General features: G+C 70.6%; 13 protein-coding genes. 8 read left to right on the forward strand and 5 right to left on the reverse strand.

Going from position 1 to position 13,490, the window contains the following annotated elements:
• Positions 1 to 90: 90 nt before the first annotated feature.
• The 4 genes from ACIOSR_RS11485 (at position 91) to ACIOSR_RS11500 (ending at position 5,080) form a co-directional block, all read left to right on the forward strand.
• Positions 91 to 1,377 (forward strand): ABC transporter substrate-binding protein, encoded by a 1,287-nt coding sequence (locus ACIOSR_RS11485; protein ID WP_123570963.1) that lies wholly within the window; start codon positions 91 to 93, stop codon positions 1,375 to 1,377.
• Positions 1,378 to 1,448: 71 nt separating this feature from the next.
• Complete coding sequence (locus tag ACIOSR_RS11490; protein ID WP_082460176.1) at positions 1,449 to 2,387, forward strand: carbohydrate ABC transporter permease; 939 nt, start codon at positions 1,449 to 1,451, stop codon at positions 2,385 to 2,387.
• A complete protein-coding gene (locus ACIOSR_RS11495) occupies positions 2,387 to 3,313 on the forward strand; it encodes a carbohydrate ABC transporter permease (RefSeq protein ID WP_402752678.1) in 927 nt (308 codons plus the stop codon). Before ACIOSR_RS11490 ends, ACIOSR_RS11495 begins: the two co-directional genes overlap by 1 nt.
• Before the next feature lie 75 nt (positions 3,314 to 3,388).
• Entirely contained in the window at positions 3,389 to 5,080 is a 1,692-nt protein-coding gene (locus ACIOSR_RS11500) for a glycoside hydrolase family 13 protein (protein WP_173154412.1), read from the forward strand.
• Positions 5,081 to 5,228: 148 nt separating this feature from the next.
• On the opposite strand, the gene ACIOSR_RS11505 is transcribed toward ACIOSR_RS11500, so the two are convergent.
• Positions 5,229 to 5,615 carry a PLD nuclease N-terminal domain-containing protein gene (locus tag ACIOSR_RS11505; RefSeq protein ID WP_371740415.1) on the reverse strand — a complete coding sequence of 129 codons (387 nt, stop codon included), beginning with the start codon at positions 5,613 to 5,615 and terminating at the stop codon, positions 5,229 to 5,231.
• Between the two features lie 296 nt (positions 5,616 to 5,911).
• Between ACIOSR_RS11505 and ACIOSR_RS11510 the strand changes: the two genes are divergently transcribed.
• Positions 5,912 to 7,186, forward strand: coding sequence for a M23 family metallopeptidase (locus ACIOSR_RS11510; protein WP_402752679.1), 1,275 nt, complete (start codon positions 5,912 to 5,914; stop codon positions 7,184 to 7,186).
• A 191-nt stretch (positions 7,187 to 7,377) separates the two neighbouring features.
• Here ACIOSR_RS11510 and ACIOSR_RS11515 read toward each other — a convergent pair whose 3' ends face one another.
• Positions 7,378 to 8,538, reverse strand: a complete 1,161-nt coding sequence (locus ACIOSR_RS11515; RefSeq protein ID WP_402752680.1) for an adenosine deaminase — start codon at positions 8,536 to 8,538, stop codon at positions 7,378 to 7,380.
• 195 nt (positions 8,539 to 8,733) lie between these two features.
• Complete coding sequence (locus ACIOSR_RS11520; RefSeq protein WP_056044693.1) at positions 8,734 to 9,420, reverse strand: CG0192-related protein; 687 nt, start codon at positions 9,418 to 9,420, stop codon at positions 8,734 to 8,736.
• 153 nt (positions 9,421 to 9,573) lie between these two features.
• Between ACIOSR_RS11520 and ACIOSR_RS11525 the strand changes: the two genes are divergently transcribed.
• The 3 genes from ACIOSR_RS11525 (at position 9,574) to ACIOSR_RS11535 (ending at position 12,240) form a co-directional block, all read left to right on the forward strand.
• A complete protein-coding gene (locus tag ACIOSR_RS11525; RefSeq protein WP_192125018.1) occupies positions 9,574 to 10,617 on the forward strand; it encodes an NAD(P)-dependent alcohol dehydrogenase in 1,044 nt (347 codons plus the stop codon).
• A gap of 490 nt (positions 10,618 to 11,107) precedes the next feature.
• A complete protein-coding gene (locus tag ACIOSR_RS11530; RefSeq protein WP_402752681.1) occupies positions 11,108 to 11,677 on the forward strand; it encodes a recombinase family protein in 570 nt (189 codons plus the stop codon).
• A gap of 38 nt (positions 11,678 to 11,715) precedes the next feature.
• Positions 11,716 to 12,240 carry a hypothetical protein gene (locus ACIOSR_RS11535; protein ID WP_402752682.1) on the forward strand — a complete coding sequence of 175 codons (525 nt, stop codon included), beginning with the start codon at positions 11,716 to 11,718 and terminating at the stop codon, positions 12,238 to 12,240.
• A gap of 495 nt (positions 12,241 to 12,735) precedes the next feature.
• Here the strand turns inward: ACIOSR_RS11535 and ACIOSR_RS11540 are convergent, their stop codons facing one another.
• Positions 12,736 to 13,122: a hypothetical protein gene (locus ACIOSR_RS11540; protein WP_402752683.1), complete on the reverse strand. Its 387-nt coding sequence runs from the start codon at positions 13,120 to 13,122 to the stop codon at positions 12,736 to 12,738.
• 116 nt (positions 13,123 to 13,238) lie between these two features.
• On the reverse strand, positions 13,239 to 13,490 hold a 252-nt coding region (locus ACIOSR_RS11545; RefSeq protein ID WP_402752684.1), incomplete at its 5' end, for a DUF2625 family protein.

Raw genomic sequence — 13,490 nt, forward strand, 5'->3', positions numbered from 1 at the left:
CGCCGCGAATTGATCTAGGGTCTAAATCTACACACCAGATCAACTCGGTCCCGACGCTGTCGTCGGGGTCGCGACCCGGGAGACGACGACGTGCCCACACCCCCACTGCCCTCCGGTGCCGGCCTCAGCCGACGCACCCTCCTCGGCGGGATCGGTGCCGCCGGGGCGGCGCTCCTCCTCGCCGGCTGCGCCCCGTCCGGCTCCGGCCGCGGGCGCACCGAGATCACCTTCTACGCGACCAAGCCCGAGGCGATCCCGTACTTCTCCGACCTGGTCTCGCGCTTCAACGAGTCGCAGTCGGCGGTCCGGGTGATCCACGACTCGACCTCGGGCATCTCGGCCGGCTTCGTCCGGGGCAACCCGCCCGACGTCGCGGCCTTCACGTACAACCTCGAGATGGCCCGCTTCATGGAGCGCGGGGCGCTGAGCGACCTGGGCGACCTGCCCGAGGCGCGCACGATCCGCCCCGAGGTGCAGGAGCTGGTCGACCAGTACGCGACGTACCCCGGCCGGACGAGCGTGCTGCCGTACTCGATCACCGCCGCGTCGGTGATCTACAACCAGCAGGTCTTCGCCGACCTGGGCGTCGAGGTGCCGACCACCTGGGACGAGTTCCTCGCGGCGTGCGACACCTTCACGGCGGCCGGCGTCACGCCGATCTACAGCACCTTCCGCGAACCGTGGACCGTCGCCCAGGGCCTGTTCGACTACACGACCGGCGGGTCGCTCGACGTCGCGGCCTTCTACGAGAAGATGAACGCCGAGGGCACGAGCGTCGGCCAGGGCGGCTCGGTCTCGTTCGAGAAGGACTTCCGCGAACCCGTCGAGCGCATGGTGCAGCTCGGACGGCTGTCGAACGCCAACCGCAACAGCCGCGGGTACGGCGACGGCAACCTCGCCATGGCGCAGGGCGAGGCGGCGATGCTCATGCAGGGGCCGTGGGCACTCGGTGAGATCACCAAGGCGAACCCCGAGGCGAGGGTCGGCACGTTCCCCTTGCCGATGACCGACGACCCCGCCGACCGCAAGGTGCGGGTCAACCTCGACCTGGCCCTGTGGGTGCCCGAGCAGTCGCGCAAGCAGGACGCCGCCCGCGAGTTCCTGACCTACCTGATGCAGCCCGAGATCCAGGACGCCTACAACCGCGACTTCCTGGCGTTCGGCACCACGAGGTCGGCCCCCGCCGTGACCGACGAGCGCATCGTCGGCATGCAGGGCTACTACGACGACGCGCGGTTCTACCAGGGGGCGTCCAAGGCGATCCCGCTGACGATCCCCGCCGAGAACTACGTGCAGGGCATCGTCACGGGCGCCAGCGTCGAGGGCACCCTGCGCACCATGGACGCCGACTGGCGCCGCCTGGCACTCCGCGCATGAGCGCGATCGACGGCGCGGACCGCGCCACGGCCCCGGCCACCCCGACCACCGCCCGAGTCGAAGGAGACCCGATGGCCACCACCACCCCCACGGCCGCGCGAGGCGCCCGCACCTCGCTGAGCGGCAGCACGACCGGCAACCCGCGGCGCCGCGGCAGGCGCGTCGACCCGGTCTTCTACTTCTTCCTCGTGCCGACGCTCGTCCTCTTCTCGCTGGCGATCACCCTGCCGGCCGTGATGGGCGTGTTCTACAGCTTCACGAACTCGATCGGCTTCGGCGAGTTCGACATGGTCGGCGTCACCAACTACCTCGCGATGGCGACCGACCCGGCGATCCTCGGCTCGTACGGCTTCACGATGGGCTTCGCGCTGGTCACGGTGATCGCCGTCAACGTGATCGCCCTGCTGTTGGCGATCGGCCTGACCTCGCAGATCAAGGCGAAGACCGCGCTGCGGGCCGTCTTCGTGATCCCGATGGTCATCTCGGGCATCATCATCGCCTTCGTCTTCCAGTTCCTCTTCTCGAACTCGTTGCCGGCCCTCGGCGCCTCGCTCGGCATCCCCGGGCTGCAGGACAGCATCCTCGCGAACGCCGACACCGCCTGGATCGGCATCGTCGTCGTGACCGCGTGGCAGGCGATCCCGAGCACGCTGCTGATCTACATCGCGGGCCTGCTCGCGATCCCCGGCGAGGTGTACGAGGCGAGCAGCCTCGACGGCGCCTCGGGCTGGAAGCAGCTGCGGTCGATCACGCTGCCGCTCGTGGCGGGCTACGTCCTGATCAACACGATCATCGGCTTCAAGAACTTCCTGAACTCGTACGACATCATCGTCGGCCTGACGAACGGCGGCCCCGGCACGTCGACCCGCAGCATCGCGATGACGATCTTCACGGGCTTCACCGGCGGCGACTACGCCTACCAGATGGCCAACGCGACCATCTTCTTCGTGATCGCCGTCGCGATCGCGCTCGTCCAACTCCGGATCACCCGCGGAAAGGCGGCCGTCTGATGGCGAACACCGCACTCGTCACCCCGGCCGCCTCGGCGGCCCCCACCCCAGGAGGCACGGGTCGCGACGCCGACGCCGTCACCCGTCGTCGACGCGGTCGCGTCGGTCGGGAGCGCCCGAACCGCCTCGTCACCGTGCTGCTCGTGCTCGGCACGATCACCGTGCTGATCCCGATCTACGTCACCATCACGATGTCGCTCAAGACGTCGGCGCAGGCCGTCGACGGCAACGCGTTCAGCCTGCCGGCACCGATCGACTTCTCGAACTTCGCGACCGCCTGGCAGCTGACCGACTTCCCGCGGGCGTTCGGCATCTCGACCCTCGTGACGGCCGCGACCGTGGTCGGCACGGTCGTGCTCGCCTCGATGGCGTCGTACGCGATCTCGCGCAACTGGGATCGCAAGCTGTTCCGCTTCTCGTTCTTCTACCTGCTGGCCGCGATGTTCCTGCCGTTCCCGGTCGTCGCGCTGTCGCAGATCAAGTTGACCGGCATCGTCGGCCTCGACAACCCCGCCGGCGTCGCGCTGCTGCACGTCATGTTCCAGCTGTCGTTCTCGATCCTGCTGTTCACGGCGTTCCTGCGGTCGTTGCCCGAAGAGCTGGAGGAGAGCGCGCGGCTCGACGGCGCCACCACCTGGCAGGTCTTCTGGCGCCTGGTCTTCCCGCTGCTCGCCCCGATGAGCGCCACGGTCGGCATCTTCGCCTTCCTGGCCTCGTGGAACGACTTCGCGATGCCGTCGCTGATCACCGCCGACCCGTCGCTGCAGACCCTGCCCGTGCTGCAACAGATCTTCCAGACGCAGTTCAGCAACGACTACAACGTCGCCTTCGCCTCGTACCTCATGGCGATGGCCCCGGCGATCGTCGTCTACCTCTTCACCCAGCGCTGGGTGATGGCGGGCGTGACGCAGGGCGCGATCAAGTAGGCGTCCGTCGGGGGCGCGGCCCGCGCCTCCTGACCCCCAGGCAACCCACCACCACCGAGAGGACCTCGCTCCACGATGACCGACACGCTCCGCACCGCACCCTCGACCGAGCTGCTGACCGACGACCCGACCTGGTGGCGCCAGGCGGCGGTCTACCAGATCTACCCCCGCAGCTTCGCCGACTCGAACGGCGACGGCATCGGCGACCTGCCCGGCATCACGGCGGCGGTGCCCTACCTGCAGCGGCTGGGCGTCGACGCGGTCTGGCTCAGCCCGTTCTATCCGTCGGCCCTCGCCGACGGCGGGTACGACGTCGACGACTACCGCGACGTCGACCCCAAGATCGGCACGCTCGCGCAGTTCGACGAGATGATCGACGCGCTGCACGCGGTCGGCATCCGGGTGATCGCCGACCTCGTGCCGAACCACTCGTCCGACCGGCACGTCTGGTTCCAGGAGGCGCTGGCCGCTCCCGCCGGATCGCCCGCCCGGGCGCGCTACATCTTCCGCGACGGTCTCGGCGAGACCGGCGAGCTGCCGCCCTCGGACTGGACGTCGATCTTCGGCGGCCCGGCCTGGACCCGCGTCGCCGACGGCCAGTGGTACCTGCACTCGTTCGCGAGCGAGCAGCCCGACTGGGACTGGGACAACCCGGAGGTGCGCGAGGACTTCCTGACCACGCTGCGCTTCTGGTCGGACCGCGGCGTCGACGGCTTCCGGGTCGACGTGGCGCACGGGCTGGCGAAGAGCCTGCCCGAGGTGCTGCCGTCCACGGCCGAGCTCGAGGCGCTGCCCAAGGCCGACGGCGACCACCCGCTGTGGGACCGCGACGAGGTGCACGAGATCTACGCCGCGTGGCGTGAGGTCTTCGACGAGTACGACCCGCCGCGCATCGCCGTGGCCGAGGCCTGGGTCGAGCCGTCGCGCCGTGCCCGCTACGCCAGCGCCGAGGGCCTGGGTCAGGCGTTCAACTTCGACCTGCTCGAGGCCGACTTCGACGCCACGCAGTTCCACGACATCATCACCTACAACCTCGACGCCGCCGAGGCCTCGGGCTCGTCGACGACCTGGGTGTTCTCGAACCACGACGTCGTCCGTCACGCGACCCGGTACGGCCTGCCCGCCCTCGACGGTCGCGACGTCAAGCAGGGCGCCGAGTGGTTGCTCTCGGGCGGCACCTCGCCCGAGGTCGACGTCGAGACCGGCCTGCGTCGGGCCCGTGCCGCGTCGCTGTTCATGCTCGGCCTGCCCGGTTCCGCCTACGTCTACCAGGGTGAGGAGCTCGGGCTGCCCGAGGTCGCCGACATCCCCGCCGACGAGCGCCAGGACCCGTCGTTCTTCCGCAACCCCGGCGTCGACATCGGTCGGGACGGCTGTCGCGTGCCGCTGCCCTGGACCCGGTCGGGGCCGTCGTTCGGCTTCGGCGCGGGCGAGGCGCACCTGCCGCAGCCCACGTGGTTCGGTGAGTACTCGGTCGAGGCCGAGGAAGCCGACGCGACGTCGACGCTCGCGCTCTACCGGGCGGCCCTCGCCGCGCGGCGCGACCTGCAGACCGACGAGACGCTCGACTGGCTGCCCGTCGACGGCCGCGACGACGTGTTGCACCTCGTCCGCCCCGGCGGATGGCACGTGGTGTGCGTGTTCGGCACCGAGCCCGTCGACCTGGCCGCGCTCGGGCTGGGCTCGGGCGAGGTGCTCGTCGCGAGCGGACCGCTGACGGATGCCGGGCAGCTGCCGGGCGAGACGGCGGCCTGGCTGCGCGGCTGACGTCGGCCGTCCCCGGGGTGGTGGCCCGCGCCTCCTGGGCGCCGAACGGGCGGGTTCGTGGTCGGCGGGCGTCCTCGGACGCCCGCCCGCCGCAAACCCGCCCGTTTCCGCGTACGGCGCCGCCGCCGGCCGGGAGGCGCGGGGCCGGTCAGGCGGGGACGTCGTCGCCGGCCGTGGCCCGGCGCTGCTCGACCTCGGCCTCGAGCTTCGCCAGGCGGGCGAGTCGCTCGTAGTGCTCGGCCTCGCGGTCGAGGTCGGCGAGCTGTTGCTCGGTGCTGCGGACGCGGTGGTCGAGCGTGCGGGCCGCAGCCTCGTGGTACCGGCTCTGGTCGCGGGGCCCGATCTGCTCGACGCGGCTGCCGTACTCGCGGCCCGCGGCGAACCAGACGATGCTGCCGATCAGCGGCAGGAACAGCACGATCATGATCCACAGGCCCTTGGGCAGGTGTCGCACGTCGCCTTCGGGACGCGTGACGATGTCGACGAGCGCCCCCACGATCAGCAGGAGGGGCAGGGCAGCCAGCACGAAGGTCACGGCCCGAGGGTAGGGGGTGCCGCCTGCCCGGCGGAAGCCCCGCGAGGAGGGGTGACCGCACCCCCGCCTGTGCCGCGTTCTGGGTGTGACGGGCCCTCCGGACGGTCGGTAGCGTCACCCGCATCACGGCGACCGACCCCGGTCAGGAGGTGCGGTGCCGGTCGACCACGAAGGGTGCAGCTCCTGAAAATTCGCCTCCACCCCTGGTCAGCGAGCGGCTCTGATCGTAAGGTGGGTCGGTCCGCCCCATCGAGGAGAACCGTGAGTCGACGCGCCGTCCGTCCCAGGAAGCGCTCATGACCGACCCCTCGAACACCCGAGAGACCGCGGTGCCGGCCGAGCCGGCCTCGCCCGTCGAGCAGACGCCCGGTGCCGCCGTGCCGATGACCCGCCGCGAGGCCCGCGCCCTCGAGCGCGCGGCTGCCGCCGCTGCCGACACTGATCCTGCCGACACTGGTTCCGCTGCTCCCGCCTCCGCACCGTCGTCCGCTGCGCCCGTCTCCGCACCGTCCTCCGCTGCGCCTCCTACTGCTCCGGTCGCTGCCGCTGCTCCTGCTGCTCCCGCCTCCGCACCGTCCTCCGTCGCTCCTGCGACCAGCCCGACGATGAACCCGGTTTCGAACGATGCACCCACGAGCAACCGGGTGCATGGTTCGGAAGTGGGTGCGACGGCCGCCGAGGCGGCCCCCACGACCAGCGTCGCGCGCCGACCGCGGGCCTCCGTGCCGGCCGTGCTGCGTCGGACCCGAGACGCCGGCCGCCCGAACCCGAGCCCCCGGGCGACCCCCGGCCGTTCGCGGCTGCGGGCCGTCTCGTCGCGCGTCCGTGCGGCGACCTTGCCCGTGCTCGGCGTCTGCGCCGTCATGCTCTTCTTCACGTCGAACCTCACCCCGGCCTCGGCCAGCGACCTGGGCGGGTCGAACATCCCGACCGCCGGTGCCGCTCCGATGCCGACCCAGACCCTCGCGGCGTCGCTCGTCGTGCTGACCGTGTCCGACCGCGACGCCTTCGGGGTGACCGACGCACCGCCGCCGCCTCCGCCGCCCGAGCCCGAGCCCGTCGTGACCTCGAAGAACGTCGCGGGGTCGACGAACTCCTACCGCGCCTCCTCGGGGGCCGGCACCATCGTCAACTCGGGCATCGGTGACATCCGCTGGCCGTTCCCGGGCTCGGTCGTCCTCAGCTCGGGCTTCGGTCCCCGTGCGGCTCCGTGCGCGGCGTGCTCGAGCATGCACATGGGCCTCGACATGACGCCCGGCGGCGGCACCCCCATCGGTGCCGCGGCCGCGGGCGTGGTGCGCACGTCTGGCATGCACGGTCAGTTCGGTCAGTACGCCGTGATCGATCACGTGATCGACGGTCAGCGCGTCAGCACCCTGTACGCGCACATGCAGATCGGTTCGAGCCCGCTGGTCGCCGGGCAGACGGTCCAGGTGGGCGAGCTGGTCGGCAAGGTCGGCCGCAGTGGTGTCGCGACCGGCGAGCACCTGCACTTCGAGGTGCTGCTGGGCGGCACGACGCAGGTCGACCCCAAGGCCTGGCTCGAGGCCAACGCCGGCCGCACGCTCTAGCCATCAGGGACGCACGCTCTAGCCATCGGCGGCGCCTCACCGACCGGAACGCACGGCACCTCCGTCCGTCCAGTTCGTCGACACCGGTCCATCGGAACGGCCCGTCCTGTACGAACTCGCCCGCCCGCCCGCCCTCGCGTGCGTCGGCGCCCACCCCCGTGCCTCAGGCCCCGTGCCGCAGGCCGCGCGCTTCAGGCCCCGCGACGCGCCTCGCGCCAGGCCTGCACCTCGGCGGTGAGCTCGGCCTTGCGGTCGGCGTCGGCGAACGATGCCTCGACCGAGTTCGTCGCCAGCAGGGCGAGCATGTCGTCGTCCAGCCCGAGCACGTCGCGCAGCGCCTCGTAGTTGTCGCCCACGTAGCCGCCGAAGTAGGCGGGGTCGTCGCTGTTGACCGTGACGAGCAGCCCGGCCTCGAGCATGCGGGGCAGCGGGTGCTCGGCCAGGTCGGACACCACCGCAAGCCGCAGGTTGGACAGCGGGCAGACGGTGAGCGGCACCCGGTCGGCGACGAGGCGGGCGACGAGGGCGTCGTCCTCGAGGCTGCGCACCCCGTGGTCGACGCGTTCGACGTGCAGCAGGTCGAGGGCGTCCGTGACGTATGACGGCGGCCCCTCTTCACCGGCGTGGGCGACGACGTGCAGCCCGAGCGCGCGGGCACGGTCGAAGACGCGGGCGAATGCGGCGGGCGGGAACCCCACCTCGGAGGAGTCGAGCCCCACCCCGATCAGGTCGGAGGCGCGGTGCGCGACGGACTCGAGGGTCGCGGCGGCGTCGCCCACCGGCAGGTGCCGCAGGAAGCAGAGGATGAGCCCGCCCGTGATGCCGAACCGCTCGCGCGCCTCGCCGAGCGCCTGGGTCAGCCCGTCGATGACCTCGTCGACGTCGACGTCGCGAGAGGTGTGCGCCTGGGGGTCGAAGAACATCTCGACGTGACGCAGCCCTTGGGCGTGGGCGCGTTCGAGGTAGGCCCAGGCGAGGTCGTGGAAGTCCTGTGCGGTCTGCAGCACGGCCGTGCACGCGTAGTAGAGGTCGAGGAACTCCTGCAGCGAGCCGAAGGAGTACGCCGCGCGCAGCTCGTCGACCGAGGCGAAGGGCAGATCGACGTCGTTGCGGTCGGCGAGGGCGAAGACGAGCTCGGGTTCGAGCGTGCCCTCGACGTGCAGGTGCAGCTCGGCCGTGGGCGGCGTCGCGAGCACGGTGCCCGAGAGGGGCGAACCCGAGAAATCCGTACCCGAGGAGCTGGTGCCCGACAGGGGCGACCGAAGGTGGTCGCTGCTCGTCGGGGTCGTGCCCGTGAGGGGCGTGCCGGGCGCGGGGGCCGCGGTCGTCGGGGAGGTGTCGATCGCCGTCATCGGGCCACCGTAGCGGCAGCGTGCCTCCCGACGAAGCCCCGTGCACGATCGTTCACCGTCCCGTCACCCGGCGACCGTCTGGGGACGAGACGAGGAGGCGCGGGGCGGCTCCTCGAGGACGCCACCCGCGCCTCCTGCCCGGACGTCGAGGAGGCGCGGTGCGCGACGACCGCACACCGCGCCTCCTGCAGGTGGCTACGCCGTGAGCACGACGGCGAGCGTCTCGGGCTGGTCGTGCCCGGTCCACGTGCCGGTGAGGACCTCGACCCCGTGGTCGCCGCTGTGGCCGCCGGTCGAGGCGAGGGCGCCGGCGTCGTGTCGACCGAGGACGCGGGCGACGACGATGCGGACCGCCGCGCCGGTGACGACCGTCCGGCCCTCGACCTGGTCGACGGTGAGGCGGTCGACGTCGGGCACGGGGGTGCCCGGGGTGCCGCTGCCGACGACGGTCGAGTTCGGCTCGCGGACCTGTCGTTCGCCGTCGACCTCGAACCAGGCCTCGGCCTGGGTGCCGCCGGTCAGCACGGCCGTCGCGAGGGCCGCGGCCCAGACCGGGTCGGCCGTGCCGTCGTAGACCCACCGCGTGCCGAGCACCGAGTGCTCGGTCGTCCCGACGAGGTGGTCGTCGGCACCGGCCAGGGGAGCGTCGCGATACGTGAGGGGCACCTGCAACTGCACGCCGTCGGGCGTGGCGACGATGATCGTCTCGACGCCGACCTCGCCCGCCGGGTCGTCGAAGCGGAAGGCCGCGACGCTGCGCAGGCCCTCGTCGGCCGTGCCCTCGGACCGGGGTGGGCCCTCGAACCACGGCTGGGTCGGCACCCAGGCGTCGAGCAGGTCGATCTTGGAGGGGCTCATGCCGGCCCGGTGCAGGTGTGCCATGCCGTCGATCGTAGGGCCGACCACCGTCACCGTCGGTCACCGCCACCACCACGCCCCGACGCCGCCGGCGGCACGGCACGACCGCGCCCCGACGCCTCCAGTAACGCGACACCTGTCGTGCGTTCTCCAGCAGTCGGGCGTAGCCTGCGGCCCATGAAGGCACTCCAGTACACCCAGGTCGGTCAACACCCCGAAGTCGTCGAGATCGAGAAGCCGTCACCCGGCCCCGGGCAGGTGCTGCTGAAGGTCACGGCGGCCGGTGTCTGCCACTCCGACGAGTACGTCATGAGCCTCGGTGAAGAGGACTACACCGCGCAGGGCTACCCGCTGCCGCTCACGCTCGGGCACGAGGGCGCCGGCATCGTGGCCGAGCTCGGCGAGGGCGTCGAGCACCTGCAGGTCGGTGACGCGGTCGCCGTCTACGGCCCGTGGGGTTGTGGCCGTTGCCACCAGTGCGCCCAGGGCAAGGAGAACTACTGCGTCAACGCCGCCGCCGAGGGCATCAAGCCTCCCGGGCTCGGCGCTCCCGGGTCGATGGCCGAGTACATGATCGTCGACGACCCCCGCCACCTGGTGCCGCTCGGCGACCTCGACCCGGTCGAGAACGTGTCGCTCACCGACGCCGGCCTCACGCCGTACCACGCGATCAAGACCTCGCTCCCGAAGCTCGGCGCCGGCACCTACGCCGTCGTCATCGGCACCGGAGGCCTCGGGCACGTCGGCATCCAGATCCTGCGGGCGCTCTCGGGTGCGCAGATCATCGCGCTCGACGTGAGCGACGAGAAGCTCGAGCTGGCGAAGCACGTCGGTGCGCACCACACGGTGATCAGCGACGAGCACGCCGCGGACGCCATCCGCGAGATCACCGGGGGCCTCGGCGTCCAGGCCGTCTTCGACTTCGTCGGGGCGGGGCCGACGATGGCCACGGCCGTCGCGGTCGCCGCGGCGGACGCCGACGTGACCATCGTCGGCATCGGTGGCGGCACCGTCGAGCTCGGCTTCGGCGCGATCGCCTACGACGTCGCCGTGCGCATCCCCTACTGGGGCAGCCGCAGCGAACTGATCGAGGTCCTCGACCTCGCCCGGGCCGGCCAGGTCGAGGTCGCCACGCAGCGCTACTCGCTCGACGACGGCCCGAAGGCCTACGAGGCCCTCGCCGCCGGCACCGTCCGCGGCCGGGCCGTCATCGTCCCCTGACGCGACCACCCCGAGGAGGCGCGGTGCCGGATTCCGCGCACCGCGCCTCCTGCAGGTCGCAGCAGCTGATCGGCCGCACCTGACCCCGTCGTCGCCACGGGGAACGGGGTCCTGGCGACGGCGAGCACTGCGGTGGCAGTGAGCGTCGGCACGTCGATGATCGTGGCGAGCAGGGGCGCCGTCTCGGGCGTCGACCATGAGATGCGGGTGGCTCCGAGTGCGAGCAGGGGGATCGAAGCCGATGCGAGGGCCCGGCCGAGATCCGTGCCGTGGTCATGAGATCCGCGGTCGTCGGCGCGGGCCGGCATGTGTCGTCGTCATGGTGCTCATGACGGCGGCATCGGAGGTGCGCGGAGACGGTCGTTCATCGGGACACTCTCCGCTTCCGTGTTTGGCCGGCTGGGGTCAAGTGGTGCCTGGCCTGCAGATTCGCGTATGCCTGTCCCGCAAAAATGCCCGGTGATGGGGGTCTAAACGCTACAGTCGTCGGATGCTCATCGGATATGCCCGCGTCTCGACCTCGGGACAGGATCTTGCAGCACAACGTGATGGTCTGGCAGCGCTCGGTGTTGACGATCAACACGTCCATGTTGACCACGGGCTGTCGGGTACGACTCGAGCCCGGCCCGGGCTCCGCGAGGCCCTGGCGGCGTGCCGTGCCGGCGATGTCTTGGTCGTCACCAAGCTCGACCGTCTCGCTCGATCGCTGCGCGATGCGACGGACATCGCGGATGAGCTGACGAAGAAGGGTGTCGCTCTGAACCTCGGGGGAGCGGTCTACGACCCCACCGACCCGGTTGGGCGGCTGCTTTTCAATGTTCTCGGCATGGTGGCTGAGTCCGAGGCTGACCTGATTCGCGCCCGTACCCGTGAGGGCATGGCGATTGCCAAGGCTGCCGGCAAGCTCCGCGGCCGCAAGCCCAAGCTCACCGCCTCGCAGGAGAAGCACCTCGTGCAGCTACACCGCACCGGCGCCCACACGACCAGCGAGATCGCCGAGCTCTTCGGGGTCGCCCGCTCGACGGTCTATCGTGCGGTTCAACGAGGGGAGCAGTCCTGATGTGGTTCCACAAGCGAGTCAGAGCGAGGACGAGACCGTTGGTCGCGGAAGACAATGCTGCTGTCGACCATGGCGGATTTGTGGAAACTGAGGTGACTGATCGGGACGTGGTCGCGATCCTGCTGGTCGTCGCGCTCACGCGAGAGGCCGATGAATGGTGCGGCCCTGAGCTTGCCGTCGCTTGGTTGATGGCGGGCCATGACAGCTTGAACATTCGCCTTCTTGCTGGCGAGTCCAAGAGCCTGCCTGCAAGCGAGAACCTTCGGTACCTCCTCGCGATCGGCACCGATCTAGGGTTGACCACCGACGGTGACGAGGCTGGCCGGCGAACTCTCGTTGTCGAGAGTCTGCGCTTGATCGCTGGTCGCGACGAGAGGTATCTGCAGCTTTCGGAAGCCTTGCGAGGATTCAGTTTCAGATTTAGGGATGACACGTGGGTGCCTGGGGTCGAGGCCTTGCTGATCATGAGCGGTGTCGACGAGCTGCCACCAGAACAGTTGTCGGATCTCATCGCCACCGAGGCTGCCGAGTTACTTGCCACGTCCGGGTCCTTGCGTGGGTAGCGCCAGGAGCCCCTGCACGCGCAGAGGAGGGAAGGGCGGCTTTGGTGTGTCGCAGTAGACGATCGGCTCCAGGGCGCATCGCGAGACGGGCATACTCGCTCCATGAGCAATCCCGCAGGCGTTTCCGGCCGTGCCGTGCGGCGGCGGCTGCGAGAGACGTCATGCCCAGACTGCGAGCACCCCTGGGAAGAGCACGGGGGTTCGACCCTCGAGGCGCCGGTGGCCTGTGGGGAGTGCCAGTACGAGGAGGACCACGCGCAGCAGGTCCCTGGTCGAGAGACGTGCTGGAACAGCGTGCCTCCTGCGTTGTTCGTGCGGCCGACGGCCCGAGAGCTAGAGCGCGCAGCGCCACTCCACAGAAAAGTTCTTCTGCGATTCGGGCAGTTGATGCTGGCTATGTTGCATCTAGTAGTGCGTTGGCCCTGACCGAGGGTGCCCTATAGACGATCGGCTACCGGCCTGCCACCAAGCTGACTCGGCGCAAGCCGCAGCGGTCTACGTAAAAAGCGCCAGCGGAAGCGACACCACGAAACATACGGGCGGCACGATCGCGATGCCACCACAGACGCCGGCCCATCGGCCAGTGCGGCCGCCTAGAGCTCCGGCGATGAGTGCGAGCACGATCGAGGCGACCAGCAGGAATGGCACGGCGAGCCAGACCATCGAGGTCCACTCTGCGGCGGAGAACCAGAGCCAGGAACCCTCGGCGCAGGCCGTGACGAAGCAGACGATGAGGGTCAGCGGGGCGAGCAGCCGAGCCCGACCGGTCGGCTCGGTCTCGGGGGCGGGGCCGTCGCCCAAACGGGGTGACGGGTCGCGGTGGGGCAGCGCCGCCACTTCGGCCTCGGCCCGGCGGAGCAATTCGCGGTCGGCCTCGTTCATGCCCTGACCCTAGCGACGGCGTGGCCACCAACCGCCTTGGCACCCTTTGACCCGCCTCGCACCCTCGACGACTCGAGTCCGGAGCGTGTCCGGTAGGCCATGGCCTGTCGGAACGGTCACGTGGCCGCGGACCATGGGTCGGGGACGCCTTGACCGGACCCGAGCTGGTCCATGAAGATGTTGTGTACGCCGATGAGTTCCCTCATCGGCACCGTCCCCTTACTGACGGTGGCGACGTCCTTTCCCTCTGTGGTGAAGGGGGGAGGGTAAAGCTGCAAGCCGTCGGCCAGGTTCAAGGCGGCGAGGTCGTCTTGCCATCGTGGCCATCGGAGCGTCTCGTAGAACTTCGTGATAGCCCCTGCGAGCAT

The organism is Frigoribacterium sp. NPDC087798 (genome assembly GCF_044742985.1).
Taxonomy (GTDB): Bacteria; Actinomycetota; Actinomycetes; order Actinomycetales; family Microbacteriaceae; genus Frigoribacterium.

Bases quoted from the DNA above. Each gene is read 5' to 3' on its own strand.
- ACIOSR_RS11490 (WP_082460176.1), top strand. From the start codon at position 1,449: ATGGCCACCACCACCCCCACGGCCGCGCGAGGCGCCCGCACCTCGCTG.
- ACIOSR_RS11495 (WP_402752678.1), top strand. From the start codon at position 2,387: ATGGCGAACACCGCACTCGTCACCCCGGCCGCCTCGGCGGCCCCCACC.
- ACIOSR_RS11500 (WP_173154412.1), top strand. From the start codon at position 3,389: ATGACCGACACGCTCCGCACCGCACCCTCGACCGAGCTGCTGACCGAC.
- ACIOSR_RS11510 (WP_402752679.1), top strand. From the start codon at position 5,912: ATGACCGACCCCTCGAACACCCGAGAGACCGCGGTGCCGGCCGAGCCG.
- ACIOSR_RS11515 (WP_402752680.1), bottom strand. From the start codon at position 8,538: ATGACGGCGATCGACACCTCCCCGACGACCGCGGCCCCCGCGCCCGGC.
- ACIOSR_RS11520 (WP_056044693.1), bottom strand. From the start codon at position 9,420: ATGGCACACCTGCACCGGGCCGGCATGAGCCCCTCCAAGATCGACCTG.
- ACIOSR_RS11525 (WP_192125018.1), top strand. From the start codon at position 9,574: ATGAAGGCACTCCAGTACACCCAGGTCGGTCAACACCCCGAAGTCGTC.
- ACIOSR_RS11530 (WP_402752681.1), top strand. From the start codon at position 11,108: ATGCTCATCGGATATGCCCGCGTCTCGACCTCGGGACAGGATCTTGCA.
- ACIOSR_RS11540 (WP_402752683.1), bottom strand. From the start codon at position 13,122: ATGAACGAGGCCGACCGCGAATTGCTCCGCCGGGCCGAGGCCGAAGTG.